This is a genomic window from Moorena sp. SIO4A1, from assembly GCF_010672065.1.
Lineage (GTDB): Bacteria > Cyanobacteriota > Cyanobacteriia > Cyanobacteriales > Coleofasciculaceae > Moorena.
On record NZ_JAAHHX010000237.1, the window covers coordinates 1 to 2,764 of the forward strand.

The following is a 2,764-nucleotide window of genomic DNA, read 5'->3' on the forward strand; positions in this document are numbered from 1 at the left end:
CGCTGTGACACTGACAAGGACTCATCCACGACGCTCTTCCGATCTTTATTTATTTACTTCTGATCTAATTCCTCCCCAGTATCAAAAATAATCACAAATTTGACATCAGGCATCAGCTGTCGGAGACGGCGCAAGTGACCCTCTGCATCGGAACGGTTACGGAAGCGAGCAACAACTACTCGTTGCATGTTGGGTAATAACCGCACAATTACCCACGGACTAAGACGGTCGCGATAGGTCATAATAAAATTATCTCCTATGTTACTAGGGGTAATAGCCAGCCCCGTAGTTGTTCAGGCTGAGGGGGCTGGTTTTGACCTTGTTAATTAAGGTCACTTTTATTATAGCACGAAACTAATCTTTAATGATAACTTTTTCTTGAAAAATTGTAATTTATATATTACTTAATTCGTCCATAATTATGGTGCATTTTTAAGGAATTTTATAGGGAAATATAAAATTGTATTTGCCATTAATACTTAATAAGTTATAATGGCAATATAATAGCGATTGCTTAATTGCTGAAACAGACTTAAAAAAGTCAATTAATTGATGTAATTAGGGAACTATATACAATTGAAATGTTTGATTTTATTGGAAAACAAAACTGAGGATATATTGCCCCTCTTACCTTTTGGCTCTTGCCTCTTGCCTTTGAGAGTATGTTCACAACCGAGATCACAAGGCTATAAGATGGTAGCCCTAAGGCTGACCTATAGAATAGTATTGTAAATGCCCAAAATAGGAACTTGACTAGACTGCGTTCGCGTAGCGTGACCTACGGCCAATCGCTTTTAGCGGAAGCGAAGCTTCATCGCATAGCCAAAGCCAAAATGCCATGCGCGCGCATTGAGCCGCTAGGCGAACCCATTCTCAAACCCGAATCCTACGAAGCTCAGATCTGGCATCTCGCACATGCAACCTGTTGACTATACCACCCTGACCGCTGCTTGTTCTGAGCTGCGTGCTACCTGGGTACCAGGACGTACCGAACAAGTCTATCAACGCGATCGCTACACCATTGCCATCGCCCTACGCACCCTAAATGGTCGAGGTTGGCTCACCATTTGTTGGCACCCCCAAGCCGCCCGAATTTGCATAGGAGATCCACCCCCTCGGGTTCCCGACACCTTCACCTTTAGTGACCAACTCCGGCACCAGTTAGGTGGCTTCGCCCTAATTGCCATCGAAACCATTGCCCCTTGGGAGAGAGTCTTAGACCTGCAATTTGCCAAACGCCCTGGAGAACCTCCGACTTGGCATTTGTATGTAGAAATTATCGGCAAATACAGCAACCTAATCCTCACTGATGCTGACAATCTGATTGTCACTACTGCTCATCAAGTCAGTAACCAGCAATCCAGCGTCCGTACTATTCAAACCGGTCAACCCTACGAACTCCCACCAGCCCTCACTGGCACTAGCCCCAGTTTGACTGAATCCTACCAGAGCTGGCAAGAACGAGTCAGTTTGATACCAGGAGCAGTAGCAAATCAGTTACTCAAAAGTTATCGAGGATTGAGTCCCACCCTCGCTCGATCAATGGTACAAGCAGCTGGTTTAGACCCAAAGCAATCCACCCAAAACCTAGAAGAATCCGACTGGCAAAACCTATTTCAACGCTGGCAACAATGGTTACAAACTTTATTAAACGCTAGCAACTTCTCTACAGACAACCTTAAACCTGCCAACCTTAAACCTGCCAACCTTAAACCTGCTAACCTTCAACCGACCAACCCACAACCGACCAACCTTGGCCAAAAGGCCACGCTACGCGAACAACCAGCCAACCTTGGCCAAAAGGCCACGCTACGCGAACAACCTGCTAACCTTGGCCAAAAGGCCACGCTACGCGAACAACCAGCCAACCTTGGCCAAAAGGCCACGCTACGCGAACAACCAGCCAACCTTGGCCAAAAGGCCACGCTACGCGAACAACCAGCCAACCTTGGCCAAAAGGCCACGCTACGCGAACAACCAGCTAACCTTAAACCTGCTAACCTTTTTCAGCCAGGCTGGACAAACCAAGGATATACGGTAATGGATTGGGGAATAGTTAAACCAGCTAAAAATATCCAAACCTTACTCAATGACTACTACACTAACCAGTTCAATCAACACGAGTTTGCCCTGTTGCATAACCAACTCACTCAGAAGCTAAATAATAACCTACGAAAACTACGGCAAAAAGCTTCTAGCTTTAAGGAACGTTTACAGCAATCTGACCAAGCTGATCAATCCCGAGAAAAAGCTGACTTATTAATGGCATATCTCCAGGATTGGCAACCAGGGATGAAATCGATCACCCTACCGGACTTTGAAACCAACCAGCCAGTCAAGATTCCCTTAAATCCTGAGAAAAATGCTGTCCAAAATGCCCAAGCTTTCTACAAGCGACACCAAAAACTGAAACGAACTCGCGATGCCGTTGAGCCATTACTAAAAGAAGTACAGGATGAAATACAGTATTTAGAGCAAGTCGAGGCATCATTAACTCAGCTAAATACCTATAACACTCTAGAGGACTTACAAACCCTACAGGAAATCCGCGAAGAGCTAATTGGGCAAGGATATTTAGAAGCTTCTGCTCAAAGGAGTCGTAATCTATCCGATGTCTCACAGCCCTATCGATATCAGACTCCCAGTGGCTTTGAATTATTGATTGGTCGCAACAATCGGCAAAATGACCAGCTGACATTTCGTACCGCTGGGGATTATGACCTCTGGTTTCATACCCAAGAGATTGCTGGGAGTCATGTACTAC

General features: G+C 45.4%; 2 protein-coding genes. One reads left to right on the plus strand and one right to left on the minus strand.

Features of this window, described 5'->3' with window-relative positions; all coding sequences use genetic code 11:
• Positions 1-53: 53 nt before the first annotated feature.
• Positions 54-242 (minus strand): hypothetical protein, encoded by a 189-nt coding sequence (locus F6K53_RS36685; protein ID WP_293084433.1) that lies wholly within the window; start codon positions 240-242, stop codon positions 54-56.
• Positions 243-915: 673 nt separating this feature from the next.
• Between F6K53_RS36685 and F6K53_RS36690 the strand changes: the two genes are divergently transcribed.
• Positions 916-2,764 (plus strand): NFACT family protein (locus F6K53_RS36690; protein WP_293084436.1); only part of this gene is annotated, 1,849 nt, incomplete at its 3' end.

Bases quoted from the DNA above. Each gene is read 5' to 3' on its own strand.
- F6K53_RS36685 (WP_293084433.1), bottom strand. From the start codon at position 242: ATGACCTATCGCGACCGTCTTAGTCCGTGGGTAATTGTGCGGTTATTA.